This is a genomic window from Alishewanella sp. HH-ZS (assembly GCF_001704375.1).
Classification (GTDB): Bacteria; Pseudomonadota; Gammaproteobacteria; order Enterobacterales; family Alteromonadaceae; genus Alishewanella; species Alishewanella aestuarii.
The window spans coordinates 33756-48042 of record NZ_LZEJ01000024.1 but is presented as its reverse complement, the minus strand read 5'-3'; the positions used below and the strand labels follow the sequence as shown (position 1 = coordinate 48042).

The 14287-nt window shown below is 53.0% G+C and carries 14 protein-coding genes; all 14 read right to left on the bottom strand.

What is annotated here, in order from left to right; genetic code table 11:
• Window positions 1-1358: hypothetical protein (locus tag A9165_RS10960; protein ID WP_141686154.1), on the bottom strand; the 1358-nt coding region annotated here is incomplete at its 3' end.
• 74 nt (window positions 1359-1432) lie between these two features.
• Window positions 1433-2413, bottom strand: coding sequence for a lipoyl synthase (gene lipA, locus A9165_RS10955; protein WP_065955897.1), 981 nt, complete (start codon window positions 2411-2413; stop codon window positions 1433-1435).
• Window position 2414: 1 nt separating this feature from the next.
• Window positions 2415-3068 carry a lipoyl(octanoyl) transferase LipB gene (lipB, locus tag A9165_RS10950; protein WP_008608723.1) on the bottom strand — a complete coding sequence of 218 codons (654 nt, stop codon included), beginning with the start codon at window positions 3066-3068 and terminating at the stop codon, window positions 2415-2417.
• Window positions 3069-3147: 79 nt separating this feature from the next.
• Window positions 3148-3429 (bottom strand): DUF493 family protein YbeD, encoded by a 282-nt coding sequence (gene ybeD, locus A9165_RS10945; protein WP_065955896.1) that lies wholly within the window; start codon window positions 3427-3429, stop codon window positions 3148-3150.
• Window positions 3430-3496: 67 nt separating this feature from the next.
• Window positions 3497-4660 (bottom strand): D-alanyl-D-alanine carboxypeptidase family protein, encoded by a 1164-nt coding sequence (locus A9165_RS10940; protein ID WP_065955895.1) that lies wholly within the window; start codon window positions 4658-4660, stop codon window positions 3497-3499.
• 37 nt (window positions 4661-4697) lie between these two features.
• The gene (locus tag A9165_RS10935; protein ID WP_065955894.1) at window positions 4698-5612 is read right to left on the bottom strand and encodes a septal ring lytic transglycosylase RlpA family protein; all 915 of its coding nucleotides are present in this window, start codon (window positions 5610-5612) and stop codon (window positions 4698-4700) included.
• 1 nt (window position 5613) lies between these two features.
• Complete coding sequence (rodA, locus tag A9165_RS10930; protein ID WP_065955893.1) at window positions 5614-6735, bottom strand: rod shape-determining protein RodA; 1122 nt, start codon at window positions 6733-6735, stop codon at window positions 5614-5616.
• On the bottom strand, window positions 6728-8596 hold the full coding sequence (mrdA, locus tag A9165_RS10925) for a penicillin-binding protein 2 (protein WP_176714619.1): 1869 nt from the start codon (window positions 8594-8596) through the stop codon (window positions 6728-6730). The genes rodA and mrdA overlap by 8 nt, the downstream gene beginning before the upstream one ends.
• Window positions 8597-8598: 2 nt before the next feature.
• The gene (gene rlmH, locus A9165_RS10920) at window positions 8599-9069 is read right to left on the bottom strand and encodes a 23S rRNA (pseudouridine(1915)-N(3))-methyltransferase RlmH (protein ID WP_008608716.1); all 471 of its coding nucleotides are present in this window, start codon (window positions 9067-9069) and stop codon (window positions 8599-8601) included.
• Window positions 9070-9075: 6 nt separating this feature from the next.
• Window positions 9076-9396: a ribosome silencing factor gene (gene rsfS / locus A9165_RS10915; protein WP_008949876.1), complete on the bottom strand. Its 321-nt coding sequence runs from the start codon at window positions 9394-9396 to the stop codon at window positions 9076-9078.
• Window positions 9397-9433: 37 nt separating this feature from the next.
• Complete coding sequence (gene nadD, locus A9165_RS10910) at window positions 9434-10093, bottom strand: nicotinate-nucleotide adenylyltransferase (protein WP_065955892.1); 660 nt, start codon at window positions 10091-10093, stop codon at window positions 9434-9436.
• Window positions 10080-11123 (bottom strand): DNA polymerase III subunit delta, encoded by a 1044-nt coding sequence (holA, locus tag A9165_RS10905; protein WP_008949874.1) that lies wholly within the window; start codon window positions 11121-11123, stop codon window positions 10080-10082. The genes nadD and holA overlap by 14 nt, the downstream gene beginning before the upstream one ends.
• Window positions 11123-11599: an LPS assembly lipoprotein LptE gene (gene lptE, locus A9165_RS10900; protein ID WP_065955891.1), complete on the bottom strand. Its 477-nt coding sequence runs from the start codon at window positions 11597-11599 to the stop codon at window positions 11123-11125. Before lptE ends, holA begins: the two co-directional genes overlap by 1 nt.
• 1 nt (window position 11600) lies before the next feature.
• The gene (gene leuS, locus A9165_RS10895) at window positions 11601-14186 is read right to left on the bottom strand and encodes a leucine--tRNA ligase (protein ID WP_065955890.1); all 2586 of its coding nucleotides are present in this window, start codon (window positions 14184-14186) and stop codon (window positions 11601-11603) included.
• Window positions 14187-14287 lie beyond the last annotated feature (101 nt).

Genomic DNA, 14287 nt, shown 5'->3' with positions numbered 1-14287 from the left:
GCCAAGATAGTTGACGCCGAACAGCCGCTAAAGCCTTCAAATGTGTTCAGGTGCTCAATGGCTTTGATAAAGGTATCGAAGCTGGCAGGAAGTGCTTTGGCACGCTCGTAGGTGCTGTTCAGGCGGCCTGAGCCTGTTGTTGAGTCGGTATCATCACCCTGGGCGCTGCTGAGCTGATCGCTGTGTACCGGTGGTTTGGCTATGGCAACAGATTTGTACTCACATTGTTCTTTGGTTGGCTTGTCTGGCTCTTTACCCGCTATGTCACCAAATCTGTCTGTTGGCAGGTTGAATACTTCCATACAGCTGTTCTTATTGGGAGCCTGCTGGCTTTGAAAATCTTTGTCCAGGTTGCCCTTTACAACTCGTGGGCCTGGCCAACCTGGTTTCTTTTCGTTATCAGGCTTATCCTTACCTTCCTCAGCTCTGTTGTTATCGTTGTCGCGGTATACCGTCAGATGCCGGAAGGGAAAAGCTGCTGTGCAGCGTACTAATGACAATACCAGGTAACGCCATATCTTAGGGTCTTTGGTTGGAATCAGCTTACAGCGTGCGGTCAGATTTGTAAGGCCACTAAATGGAAAGGCGCTTTCTATATGGCTGGATTTGCCATTAAAACGATTCTTCAGCATTTCGTCATGCACTGCAGTAGCGCCAGCCCAGGCTTCTGGCGAATTTATAATTCTTGCCAGCACCCAGCCGTCTTCATCAGAGAAACGTTGGCGTAAGCCAATCACTTCGCGATCATCTTCAGGCTCGGACCAGGTGTGCTCCATATTCAGCACTGAATGCAGGTTGTGTTTTAAATCGCCGGAGAACACTACATCTGCCAGATCGGTCGACACTGCATAATAAAACCGGACCAACTCAGCCATAGGTACCAGAATGCCGTATGGGTCGCCTTCATGCTCTATAGCTACCATTTTGCTGAAGAAGCCATCTTTGCCGAAACGGTAGTGGCTGAAGGGGATTATGTATTGATTCTGCTCTTTGCTGCTGGCGTTTAGTGTACGGGTAGTTCGGTCTGAAATCTCCAGAGAATTAAACTCTGTCACCTGACCGGCTAACTGGGGCTGAAACTCGTTGTTACGCCAAATAGAACCGATACAAAGCATCGGAAGCTGGCCTGTGCCAATCTGGATAGTTCTTTGTTCGCTGTAATCCACCAGGCTTGAGGATGCCGAAGCAAGCTTATTTGGCGTAAGTGTTTTTATATCAGGAGTTTTAAAGGGGGTAATGATGACCTGCAGGGCAGGTTCACGAGCTACTTTTGGGTTGGGCTGAATGGCACCGAACCACTCAAGCCGCCAGTAACGATTATCGGAGGGGAATTCCTTGATCCGTGGAATCCCCTTCACTAAGCCACTTCGCTATTACAACGAAGTGGCGGTACAAAACAGCGATGTACAGTACAAAATAGCATTGTGGAGTACTATTTAGCGTTGTAAGTCACAATATCTTCACCTGCTGCCTGACGGTCTGCATGATAGCTGGAGCGGACAAAGGGGCCGCAGGCAGCATGTTTAAAACCTAACTCATCGGCATAGGCTTTGATCTCTGCAAACTCTGCCGGTGGCATATAGCGTTTTACCGGCAGGTGGTGCTTACTTGGTTGCAGATACTGCCCCACGGTTAACATATCGACCTGATGTTCGCGTAGATCGCGCAACACTTCCAATAACTCGTCTGTAGTTTCACCCAAACCCACCATCAAACCAGATTTGGTGGCAACCTGCGGATGTATTTCTTTAAAGCGCTTAAGCAGTGTTAGTGACCATTTATAATCTGCACCTGGACGAGCCAGTTTATACAAGCGAGGTGCGGTTTCCAGGTTATGGTTAAATACGTCAGGCGGATTCTTACTCAAAATTTCTAATGCCACATCCATCCGACCACGGAAGTCCGGTACCAGTACTTCAATTTTAATCTCCGGGCTATATTTACGAATGGCTGCAATACAGTCGGCAAAATGCTGGGCACCGCCATCACGTAAGTCGTCGCGGTCTACTGAGGTAATCACCACATACTTTAGCTTCATATCGCGAATGGTCAGTGCCAGCTTTTCCGGCTCTTCAGCACTGGGTGGCAGCGGCCGGCCATGGGCGACGTCACAGAACGGGCAGCGACGGGTACAGATGGCACCCAGGATCATAAAGGTGGCGGTACCGTGGTTAAAACACTCGGATAAATTGGGGCAGGAGGCTTCTTCGCACACTGAATGCAGGCCGTGTTTGCGCAGTGCGCCTTTGATTTCGTCGATCCGCTCGGTGCTTTTCGGCAGTTTGATCTTCAGCCATTCTGGCTTGCGTAACATCTCGTCGCGCTCGGTGGGCAGTACCTTTACCGGGATTAATGCCATTTTCTCCGCATCGCGCAGCTTAACGCCGGGTTCCATACGTGCTGTTTTGGTCATTTTAGTTCTCTAACCCTGTTTTAACCACCGGGCTGCTAATTGCCAGATGTTGTTGAAAAAGTTCGGCCATGACGGTTGCGGCCTCAGAGACTTGAAGCGGTCCGCCCAGCTCACTACATTGTACCATTTGCATACCGGCATAACCGCACGGGTTGATCCGGCTAAAGGGCTCCATATCCATCTGCACATTCAACGCCAGACCGTGAAAGGTACAGCCTTTACGTACCCGCAGCCCGAGCGAGGCGATCTTCGCTCCCGCAACATAGACGCCAGGTGCATCGGGTCGGGCTTCGGCGTTGATGTTATAACGGCGCAACAGCTCAATCAGGATATTTTCCAGCATGCTGACCAGCTGGCGCACGCCCAGATTACGGCGCTTGATATCCAATAGTACGTAAGCCACCAACTGGCCCGGGCCGTGGTAGGTGACCTGACCGCCGCGATCAACCTGTACCACCGGAATGTCTCCCGGAAACAGCAGATGTTCGGCTTTACCGGCCTGCCCCTGGGTAAAGACCGGTGGATGCTCTAACAACCAGATTTCATCCGGCGTGTTACTGTCGCGCAGATCGGTAAACTGCTGCATGGCTTGCCAGATCCGGCTGTAGTCTTGCAGACCCAGCTGGCGGATCACCAGTTGCTCGGTAATAGACAAGGTAAGCTCCGTGCTGATTTAAGCGGGCATTATACTGGATAAGTCGCGGATTTCGAGTACCTCTGGCGGCGTAAACTGCTCAGAGTACGTAGCGCACCAGCTCAATTTTGCCAAGCTCAGTGTACAGTAATTCAATATGCGACTTACTGGTGACTGTCACCTGTACTGTCACCGAATGGTAGGTTCCCTTACCGCTGGGCTTAACACTGGGGCTGTAATCGGCGGCGTCGGCATGTTGGCGGATCACCATCATCACCTCGTCAACCAGCCGCGCATCGGCCAGACCCAGTACTTTAAAATTAAACTGGCAGGGAAATTCCAGAAACTCATCAAAACGGGTATTTTTAACTTCAGTGACCATCTGCTTTACTCAGTAAAAATAAAAAAGTCCCGGCCAGGCCGGGACTTAGCTTAATCTCGGTGTGGCGTTATTGAAACTTTAACTTCACAGCATCAACCAGCCGGCTGAAAAAGCCTGCCTGTTCAATACTTTCCAGGGCCACAAGCGGGTAGCTGCCAAGCTGTTCATTGTTCAGCTGCAGCACCACCTTGCCAACCACATCGCCCTTGTTAATGGGGGCGATCAGTTGCTGATCCAACTGGATGTCTGCTTTTAAATTCCGACGCTGACCACGTTGTAAGGTCACAGTCGCATTTTCCGCCAGACCAACCGCAACCGTTGGTTGCTGACCTTTCCACAGTCGCTCGTCGGCCAGTTTTTCACCGGCCTGATGGGTAGTGACAGTTTCAAAAAAGCGGAAACCGTAGGTCAGTAACTTTTTATTTTCGGCGGCGCGGGCGCGTTCGTTAGCCGTGCCCATGACCACCGACACCAGCCGCATACCTTCACGGGTGGCTGAGGTGATCAGGCTAAAGCCGGCTTCTTTAGTATAACCGGTTTTAATGCCATCTACTTCCAGGCTGCGATCCCACAGCAGGGAGTTACGGTTGTGCTGGGTAATGTTATTAAAGGTGAACTGCCGCTCAGAATACAGGGCGTATAAGTCTGGTACATCCCGGATCAGTGCCCGCGACAGTACGGCCATATCACGCGGCGTAGTGTACTGCTCGTCCAGATGTAAACCATGACTATTGCCAAAGCGGGTATTGACCATGCCCAGACGCTCGGCGTGCGCATTCATCAGATCGACAAAGGCACTTTCGGTACCGGCGATATGTTCTGCCATGGCAACACAGGCATCATTGCCTGACTGGATCATAATACCACGCGCCAGATCTGCAACTTTGACCTGAGCGCCCACTTCAATAAACATCAGCGAAGAGCCGGGGAAGTTTCTCGACCAGGCGCGCTCGCTAACTGTAACCATATCGTCCAGACTGATATTGCCCTGTTTCAGCTCCATACCGATAACATAGATGGTCATCATCTTGGTTAAACTGGCAGGGGCCAGCGACATATCGGCATTTTCTTCCGACAGTACCGCGCCGGTATCATAATCGACCAGAATATGCCCTTTCGCGGCCACTTGCGGTGCCTGTGGCATCACACTTTGTGCGCTGGCTTGCGCTACCAGAAATGCACTGCTTACGGCTAAGGTTGCCGCACCAAAAACCTGATAATAACTGTTCATAGCACCTTTCTTATAAGTTCGGGACTAGCTGGAGTGATCAGCCGCACTGACCACCATCGACAAAAAATGCCTGCGGATAGCTGCCGGTGCGGAACTGATTCAGCCATTGTTGCGCCAGTTGGCTATCCGAGGTTGGACCTATTAACAGCCGGTGTAAGCCGTTACCGGAGCGGATCTCCGTTGGTACTGACCACTGGCTGGCAATTTGTTGCTGCAACTGACGCGCTCTGTTGTTGTCACTGATCGCAAACAGTTGGATATAGCATTGTCTGTTCGGTAGTTCAGCACTTCTAATCCGTGTTTCACCGGCACTGGGCGGCGCCGCGCGCTGCATCGGAATGCCTTGTTGCCCTTGTTGCTGCGCCAGCATCGCCGGCGATTTTATCAGCTCAACCTTAACCCTGGCTGTACCGCGTTGTAGCATGCCGATTTTATGGGCTGCTGAATAAGAGAGATCAATAATCCGGTCCTGGTGGAAAGGGCCGCGGTCATTGACCCGCACAATAGCGCTTTGGTTATTATCCAGATTGGTTACCCGCACATAAGACGGCAACGGCAGGGTTTTATGGGCCGCGGTCATGGCGAACATATTGTAGATCTCGCCATTCGAGGTATGGTAACCGTGAAATTTATTGCCATACCAGGAGGCAATACCGACTTCGGTATGCTCGGTCAGCTGTTGTAACGGCAGGTAATCCTGGCCGAAGATATTGTATGGGTTATTACCACCGCGGCTCAACGGCTCGGCCTTGGGTACCGGGTCGGTCATTTCCAGCAAGGTCGGTAAGCGGGGCGGTTTGCTGTCGGTTTCATCACGATAGCGACCGGCATTCGGTGATACCATCGATGGTGGTTTTGCCGCCGGTGTACCCGGGGCTGGTGGTTTGCTGCTACAGGCCGCCAGGGTAGCGGCAGCAAGCAGGGTGATCAGGCTGAGGCGTAATTTAGTCATATCAGGTTTGGGCCATACTGCGTTTATGTGTACTTACCGACATAATAATGCCAAAAGCGGCCATCATGGTCACCATCGAGGTGCCACCATAACTGACCAGCGGTAACGGCACCCCAACAACCGGTAACAGCCCGGAAACCATGCCTATATTGACGAACACATAGACGAAAAATGTCAGGGTAAAGCTGCCGACAACCAATTTGCCATAATTATCCTGTGCCCGGGTGGCGATAAGCAAGCCCCGGCCAATAATAAACAAATAGATAGCCAGTAAAAACAATACGCCGACCAGGCCAAATTCTTCACTTAGCACTGAGAAAATAAAATCGGTATGACGCTCTGGCAAAAACTCCAGCTGCGACTGGGTACCCTGCAACCAGCCTTTACCATGCACGCCACCAGAGCCAATGGCGATCTTGGATTGGATAATATGATAGCCTGAGCCCAGCGGGTCACTTTCCGGGTTGAGAAAGGTCAGTACCCGGCGCCGCTGATAATCGTGCATGCCAAACAGCCAGAGCACGGGCGCAAAGGCAGATACCAGTGCCACGATAAAGGTGATGAGCTTCCAGCTCATCCCGGCCAGAAATAAGACAAAAATACCTGCAGTGGCAATTAGGATAGCAGTGCCCAGATCGGGTTGCTTGGCAATCAGCAGCGTCGGGATCACACACATTAAGAAACCAACCGTCAGATGGCGCTTTTTCGGCGGCAGGTTATGCGAGGCAATAAACCAGGCAATCGCCATTGGTACTGCCAGCTTCATAATTTCGGACGGCTGAAACTTCATAAAACCCAGGTCCAGCCAGCGTTGGGCACCTTTACCGACATGACCAAACAGCAATACCGCCACCAATAGCAGGGTACCGACAATAAACAGCGGCAATGACCAACGCCGGATAGTGAGCGGGTTGATTTGCGCTACCCCGATCATTACCGCAAAGGCCAGACCCAGGCGGATAATCTGCGCTTCGACCATCCGCTCGCTCTGGCCAGAGGCGCTGTAAAGCACCAGCAGACCATAGCCGATCAGCGCCAGTAGGCCCAGTAACAGCGGCGTATCGATATGAAAAAACGCCAGCCGGCTGATGCGGGTTTTCGGGTTAACCAGACTGTCATTCATTGCTATTGACTCCGGCACTGAAATAATAATCCATCAACTGACGGGCAATGGGCGCGGCTGTGCTGCCACCACCGCCAATATTTTCTACGGTAACGGCGACAATAATGGTTGGATCAACCGCCGGTGCATAACCGACATACATGGCATTATCGCGCAGCCGCTCATCCAGTGCATTGGCATCGTATTTGGCATCCTGCGCAATTTTTACCAGCTGGGCAGTACCGGTTTTGCCGCCTGAGCTATAACTGGCGCCACGAAAGGCGTTAAAGGCGGTACCCTTTTGCGTACTGACGGTTTGCTCCATCGCATCGCGGATCACTTGCCAGTTGCGTGGGTTAACCACATTGACGGTCGGTTGCAATTCGGTACTGACCTGCTCGGTGCCGGCATCATTCGTCAGAGTTTTCGCCATATGGGGGATCGGCAGCATGCCATTATTCAGTAAGGCGGCGGTGGTGGTCATCAGCTGGATTGGTGTAGAAGTCCAGTAGCCTTGGCCGATACTGACCGCGACGGTGTCACCGTGATACCAGGGCTGGTTATGCCGGGCGCGTTTCCAACCGCGTGACGGCATATTGGTGTTGGACTCTTCCAGAATATCAATACCGGTTTTTTCACCAAAACCAAGCTTGTTCATATAATCAGAAATACGGTCAATCCCGAGTTTGACCCCCATATCATAAAAGAAGGTATCACAGCTCTCGATAATGGCACTGTAAACATCGACCCAGCCATGCCCCCAGCGTTTCCAGTCGCGGTAACGATGCTCGACGCCGGGTAGCTGAAAGAAGCCCGGATCCCAGATCCGGGTGCTGGGGGTTATAGTATTGGTTTCCAGCCCCAGCAATGCCAGATGCGGCTTAATGGTAGAGGCTGGCGGATATACGCCTTGCGTCACCCGGTTAATCAGCGGCCGGTCCGGTGAATTTAACAACGCATTGTAATTGGTACTGCTGATACCGTGCACAAAGAGGTTAGGGTCGTAGCTGGGATTACTGTAAAACGCCATCACGGCACCATCGCGGGGATCCATTGCAACAATAGCCCCGCGCTTACCTTCCAGTAACTGCTGGGCGGTGAGTTGCAGGCCCACATCCAGATTAAGCTGAATATTTTTACCCGATTGCGCCGGTACCGAGCGTAATACCCGGATCAGGCGGCCGCGGTTATTCACCTCAACTTCCTGATAACCCATGGTTCCGTGTAATTCGGTTTCGTAGTAGCGCTCTAAGCCAATTTTGCCGATATCGCGGGTGGCGGCGTAATTTGCCAGTTGGTCGCTCTCTTCCAGCCGTTTCAGGTCGTTGGTATTGATGCGGCCGATATAGCCCAGCGCATGGGTAAACAAATTACCGAACGGGTAGTGGCGGCTAAGACGGGCTTCGACAGTGACGCCGGGAAAACGGTGCAGGTTAACCGAGATGATTGCCACTTCTTCATCATTGAGCTGCTCTTTCAGCGCTATGCTATTAAAGCGACGCTGTTGGCGCACATCACGCAGGAAGCTTTGTTGTAACTCGTCCGGGATCTCGATTAGCAGCGCCAGCTCTGCCACCGTTTCGGTCATATTTTCGACCTGCTCCGGTACCAACTCGAGGGAGAACACCGGCCGGTTCTCAGCCAGCAAAATACCGTTACGGTCAGTGATCATGCCGCGGTTTGGCGCCAGTGGCACCACTTTAATCCGGTTACCCTCGGAGCGGGTTTGGTAGATCTGATAGGATTTCACCTGCAGGTGATACATATTAACAATTAACACGCAAAACAGCAGGCTGACTACCAGCATAGCGGTCAGCGCCCGCCGGCTGAACAAGCGGGCTTCGGCAGCAACATCCTGCATAGTGACGCGTTTTTTCAGCATGCCTACTCGCGGTGATAAGGGTGATTGGTACTAATACTCCAGGCGCGGTACAGGGCTTCTGCCATCACCACCCTGACCAGCGGATGCGGCAGCGTCAGCGCCGAGAGTGACCATTTGGCTTCGCTGGCTGCAATACAGGCTGGCGCCAAACCTTCCGGGCCGCCCACCAGTAAGCAGACATCACGGCCATCCTGTTGCCATTCCTGTAACTTGCCGGCCAGCTGCGGGCTGGTCCAGTTTTGACCCAGCACTTCCAGCGTCACGATGCGGCTACCTTTGGGCACTGCCGCCAGCATTTTTTCGCCTTCTTGCTCTAAAATGCGTTTGATATCCGCATTTTTACCGCGCTTACCAGCGGCAATTTCAATCAGTTCAAACGGCAGATCACGGGGAAAGCGACGGGCATATTCCTCAAAGCCGGTTTGTACCCAGGCAGGCATCTTGGTACCCACGGCAATCAGGATCAACTTCATAACTACTTAACCGCCCCAGAGCTTTTCCAACTGATAAAAATGCCGGCTTTCTTCCTGCATCACATGCACGACAACACTGTCCAGATCCAGTAATACCCATTCCCCCGAGGCTTCACCTTCGATGCCCAGTGGTTGAACGCCTTGTTTTTTCACTTCTTGCGCCAGGTACCCGGCAATAGACTTTGCGTGGCGGCTGGAAGTTCCAGAGCAGATCACCATAAATTCGGTGACGCTGGATTTACCCCGGACATCTAAGGTCACGATATCGCGGGCTTTCATGTCATCAACCTTGTCTACGACAAAGGCGACCAGTTCGTTTGTTTGCACCCTTATTCCTCATGCAAGCTAAAAGGGCGCTATTTTATCACACTTTGGCAGCGGAAACAGCGCAACCATAGAGCCCATGTTGCTGAATATAACTAAGTACCGCTGGCGGTAGCATGGCCTGCACGGCCGGGTCCACGGCTAACTGCGCACGGACAAAGGTTGCGCTTTGTGGAAAATCCGGATTATCCAACAGCAGGATGCCACCGGCTGGCAGTGTGCTGAGCTCTGGCAGGCTGATGCCGTATTGGGTGAGTAGCGCTGGTGCGTCGCCATCCTGTGCGCTATAGCCGGGGCGCTTAAGTACGATCAGATGGGCCAATGTCAGGATCTGCTGCCACTGATGCCAGCTGCGAAAATACTGCAGTGAGTCCATGCCAATAATAAAACACAGGTGCGCAGCAGGATCTTGCTGCTTTAGCAGCGTCAGGCTATTTACCGTGTAAGACGGTTGTTGCAGGCTCAGTTCCAGCGGTTCGAGCTGCAGCTTTGGCTCTGCACTGATAGCCAGCTCGACCATCCGTGCCCGCTCGACACTGCTGACGCCCGGACTGGCACGGTGCGGCGGCAGATGGCAGGGCATCAGCTTAACGCTATCTAAAGCGCAGTGCGTCAGCACATAACGTGCAACTGCCAGATGGCCAAGATGGATCGGATCGAAGGTGCCGCCAAAAATCCCTACTAGTTTAGTCTGCGTCATACTGTTGCAAAGCAAAGGTTTTGGCTACCGGATGGCAGAATAAGGTCACCAGATGTAATAACGCCAGCGTGGTGTTAGTCAGCCGGCCGGCTTTAAATAAGCGATCAAAGGCCGCCAGTTCCTGTAACAAATAGTTTTGCCAACCCCGGCTAAGTCGCTGCAGGGCTTGTTGATATAATGGCTGGCGTTTCGGCCAGATCGCCAATTGTTTAAACTGTGCGCTCAGTTGGCCTTGTTGCTCCGCCTGGGCCAGCTGTTGCAGGATGCTCAGCTCTTTATGTAATTGCCAGGCGATAATCACCGGCTCAGTGTCCTGTTCCAGCAAGCGCTGCAGCCGGTGTGCGGCTTCGGCACTATGCCCGGCTAATACCGAATCGGTCAGTTGAAACACGTTGTAGCTGGAATGATCGGCTAAAAAGCGGCTAAAGGTCTCGGCATCAATGCGGCTATCCGGATGGGTCAGTGCCAGCTTTTCCAGCTCCTGCCGGGCGGCCAGCAGGTTGCCGGCACAGTGTTGTTGCAGCAAATTCAGCGCATCAGAGCTTAGCTGCAACTGTAACTGGCGGGCGCGTTGCTGCAGCCATTGCAGTTGTTGCCGCTCATCCAGTGGGTAAATTGCCACTTGCACTGCCTGCTCTGACAGTTGTTTAAACCAGGCCAGTTTGCTGACTTCACTAAAGCTGCGACTGCCATGCACCACCAGCACGATATCGGGATGCAGTTTGGCAGCCAGTTGCTTCAGTTGTTCGTTGACGGCAGCCGGCGGTTTGGCTTGTGCCAGTTCCAGTTCAATCAGCCGCCGCTCGGCAAACAAGGACATGGCACTGAGTTCGTTATCCAGCTGCTGCCAGTCGAACTGGGCATCAGCGCTAAAGCTCAGCCGCTCCAAAAAGCCTTGCGGTTTGGCCGCGTGCCGGATCGCTTCGATGGCTTCCAGTTTTTGCAGTGGCTCTTCGCCAAAAATCAGATAACAGGGCGCCAGCCCCTGTTGCAGCTGGGCTGGCAATTGATTGGCGTACAGCTTCTGCATCAGCCCAGGCGAGCCAGTTGGCGGATAATACGGTTGGCAGCCTGCTGGCGTAATTCGCTTAACAGCAGCTCCAGTTCCTGGGCTTTCGCCAGGGCCTGATTCGGATCATCCTGATAATCACGGTATAACTCGAACTGATAAAACTGTTCCTGCTCGCCGGGTAATTGGATCCGATACTCGACTTTGTAAATCAGCTCATATTCGGCAACCTGGCCATTGGCAAACAGCGACAGGGTGCGCCGCTCCAGCGTATCGCGCACCAGCTGCAGCGCCGGTCTGTCTTGCTGGTAACTGCCCAGTAACTCGACCTGATTTTGACTAAAGCGCTGTTTTAACAGCGCTGCCAACTCAGAGTGCGCTTCGCTTTGCACATAGATGGCCGGAAACTGACTGAGCGGCAGATTGCCGCGCAGGTGAAAGCCGCAGCTGCTCAGCAGACTGAACAGCAGCGCCAGCAGTGTCAGGCGCCAGGCCATCTTAGCCCACCACCAGATTAAGCAGTTTACCCGGTACGTAAATCACCTTTTTCATGGCGACGCCGTCCAGATAACGCTGCACATTCTCATCCAGTTTGGCAATCGCCAGTACCGCATCCTGCTCTGCAGCAGCCGGCACGGTAATTTTAGCGCGCACCTTACCGTTGATTTGCACCACCACCAGTTTCTCGTCTTCGACCAGGGCGCTCTCGTCGACGCCAGGCCAGGCGACCTGTTCAATCAGGCTGCTGTTACCCAACTCGGCCCACAGATACTGCGCTACATGGGGCACGATCGGGTTTAATAACTGCAGCAGCGCGTTACAGGCCTCGTGCATTACCGCACGGTCCAGCGGCGTGGCCAGACTGGCTTTTTGCAGCTTGTTACTCAGCTCCATTACCGCCGCGATAGCAGTATTAAAGGTATAGCGCCGACCGATATCGTCGGTAACCTTAGCAATGGTTTTATGCAGCTCGCGGCGCAGGGTTTTTTGCTCGTCATTTAGCGCGTCTAGCTGCAGTTCGCCTGGCGCACCGGCTGCCAGCAGATCATGGATCAGCGTATAGATCCGCTTGATAAAGCGGTGCGCGCCCTCAACGGCGGAATCTGACCATTCCAGTGTTTGCTCTGGCGGCGCAGTAAACATCATAAACAAGCGCACGGTATCGGCACCGTACAGATCGATAACTTTTTGCGGGTCGATACCGTTGTTTTTCGATTTCGACATCTTGCTCATGCCGGCAGATAACACCGGCTGGCCGTCGGTTTTCAGGATGGCCTGGGTAATGCGGCCCTTCTCATCGCGCTCAACCTGTACGTCCTGCGGCGAGAACCATTCTTTGCCGCCATTGTCGGTTTCGCGGTAGAACGTTTCGGCCAATACCATGCCCTGACATAACAAGCGTTTAAACGGTTCGTCGCTTTGCACCAGACCGACATCGCGTAACAGTTTATGGAAAAAGCGGGCATACAGCAGGTGCAGGATGGCGTGTTCAATGCCACCGATATACTGATCAACCGGTAACCAGTAGTTGGCTTTCTCCGGATCCAGCATCGCCTGATCATAATCCGGGCTGCAGTAGCGGGCATAGTACCAGCTCGATTCCATAAAGGTGTCGAAGGTATCGGTTTCATGGAAAGCGGCTGCGCCCTGATATTGGGTTTTCGCCCATTCCGGATCGGCTTTAATCGGCGAAGTCACGCCGTTCATCACCACATCTTCCGGTAAACGCACCGGCAGCTGCTCGGCCGGGACCGGCACCACACTACCATCTGCCAGATTTAACATTGGGATCGGCGTACCCCAGTAGCGTTGGCGTGATACCCCCCAATCGCGTAAGCGGTAGTTCACTTTAACTTCGCCCTTGCCCAGCTGTTGCAGCTTGGCTGCAATGGCGCTAAAGGCGGCGGCAAAGTCCAGGCCGTTAAATTCGGCTGAGTTAATCAGCAGACCTTTTTCGGTATAAGCTGCGTGCTCCAGTGTGACACTGCTGCCATCCGCTGCGGTAACCACTTGCTTAATCGGCAACTGGTACTTGGTGGCAAACTCGTAATCACGTTGGTCGTGGCCTGGCACCGCCATCACGGCACCTGAACCGTAGTCCATCAGTACAAAGTTGGCGACCCAAATCGGGACCTGCTCGCCGGTCAGCGGATGAATGGCGTACAGGCCGGTGGCACAGCCTTTTTTCTCCATGGTCGCCATTTCGGCTTCGCTGACCTTGCTGCCTTTAATATCTTCGATAAAGGCGGTCAGAGAGCTGTTGCTCATTGCCGCTTGCTGCGCCAGCGGGTGCTGGGCGGCTACCGCAACATAGGTCACACCATACAGCGTGTCCGGACGGGTAGTATAGACTTCCAGTTCAGTGTCGCTGTCAGCGACGCCAAAACGGATATTGACGCCCTCGGAGCGGCCAATCCAGTTTTTCTGCATGGTGCGGACTTGTTCCGGCCACTCGGTTAACTGTTCCAGATCCTCTAATAACTCTTCGGCATACTGGGTAATACGGATAAACCACTGTGCCAGCTCGCGCTGCTCAACTAAGGCGCCGGAGCGCCAGCCACGGCCATCAATCACTTGTTCGTTCGCCAGTACGCACTGATCCACCGGGTCCCAGTTTACCGTCGCCATCTTTTTATAAACCAGGCCTTTTTCATACAGCTTGGTGAAAAACCATTGTTCCCAGCGATAATAATCCGGTTTGCAGGTAGCAATTTCCCGATCCCAGTCGTAACCAAAACCCAGCCGTTTCAGCTGTGTTTTCATATAATCGATATTGGCGTAGGTCCACTTAGCCGGCGCGGTCTTGTTATTAATCGCAGCGTTTTCAGCCGGTAAACCAAAGGCATCCCAACCCATAGGTTGCAGCACATTTTTACCCTGCATCCGCTGAAAGCGGCTGATCACATCACCGATGGTGTAATTGCGCACATGGCCCATATGCAGGCGGCCACTTGGATAAGGGAACATCGATAAACAGTAAAATTTCTCTTTGTTTGGATCTTCAGTTACTTTAAAAACATTCTGATCCTGCCACTGCTGCTGCAGGGCGGTTTCAATCTGCTGCGGGTTATATTGCTGTTGCATTGAGCTCTTCCAGAAAAGTCGGGGATGACCCGGCGTCAGCCTCAGGCTGAAATGGGTAAAAAAAGTGGCTATAGCATACCTTAGCCGCGGTTTGACAACAA

Coding starts and splice junctions, on each gene's coding strand:
- lipA (WP_065955897.1), bottom strand. CDS start 2,413: ATGACCAAAACAGCACGTATGGAACCCGGCGTTAAGCTGCGCGATGCG.
- ybeD (WP_065955896.1), bottom strand. CDS start 3,429: ATGGTCACTGAAGTTAAAAATACCCGTTTTGATGAGTTTCTGGAATTT.
- A9165_RS10940 (WP_065955895.1), bottom strand. CDS start 4,660: ATGAACAGTTATTATCAGGTTTTTGGTGCGGCAACCTTAGCCGTAAGC.
- A9165_RS10935 (WP_065955894.1), bottom strand. CDS start 5,612: ATGACTAAATTACGCCTCAGCCTGATCACCCTGCTTGCTGCCGCTACC.
- rodA (WP_065955893.1), bottom strand. CDS start 6,735: ATGAATGACAGTCTGGTTAACCCGAAAACCCGCATCAGCCGGCTGGCG.
- mrdA (WP_176714619.1), bottom strand. CDS start 8,596: ATGCTGAAAAAACGCGTCACTATGCAGGATGTTGCTGCCGAAGCCCGC.
- rlmH (WP_008608716.1), bottom strand. CDS start 9,069: ATGAAGTTGATCCTGATTGCCGTGGGTACCAAGATGCCTGCCTGGGTA.
- nadD (WP_065955892.1), bottom strand. CDS start 10,093: ATGACGCAGACTAAACTAGTAGGGATTTTTGGCGGCACCTTCGATCCG.
- holA (WP_008949874.1), bottom strand. CDS start 11,123: ATGCAGAAGCTGTACGCCAATCAATTGCCAGCCCAGCTGCAACAGGGG.
- lptE (WP_065955891.1), bottom strand. CDS start 11,599: ATGGCCTGGCGCCTGACACTGCTGGCGCTGCTGTTCAGTCTGCTGAGC.
- leuS (WP_065955890.1), bottom strand. CDS start 14,186: ATGCAACAGCAATATAACCCGCAGCAGATTGAAACCGCCCTGCAGCAG.